General features: G+C 65.0%; 1 protein-coding gene. It reads right to left on the bottom strand.

Going from position 1 to position 203, the window contains the following annotated elements; translation table 11 throughout:
- On the bottom strand, nucleotides 1–203 hold a 203-nt coding region (locus ASE56_RS17135), incomplete at both ends, for a hypothetical protein (protein ID WP_200914051.1).

The following is a 203-nucleotide window of genomic DNA, read 5'->3' as shown; positions in this document are numbered from 1 at the left end:
AGCCTTGCGCGCCGTAGGCGGAGGAGTGGCGCAGCGAAGGGCCGAGGTCGGGAAAGATCAGCGTCTTCGGCGCATCGCCCTTCTTCGGCAGCAGGCTGACCACGCCGGTCTCGTCCGCTGCATAGATGACGCCTTGCCATAATGTGCAGGCTTGCAGTTCGGCGCCCGTCACGTCGCCGTCCGGACACTTGTACATCAGAGCC

It is taken from the genome of Microbacterium sp. Leaf203 (assembly GCF_001421275.1).
In the GTDB taxonomy this organism is placed as follows: domain Bacteria; phylum Actinomycetota; class Actinomycetes; order Actinomycetales; family Microbacteriaceae; genus Microbacterium; species Microbacterium testaceum_A.
The sequence above is the reverse complement of the archived record's forward strand: the minus strand, read 5'-3'. Positions and strand labels throughout refer to the sequence as shown.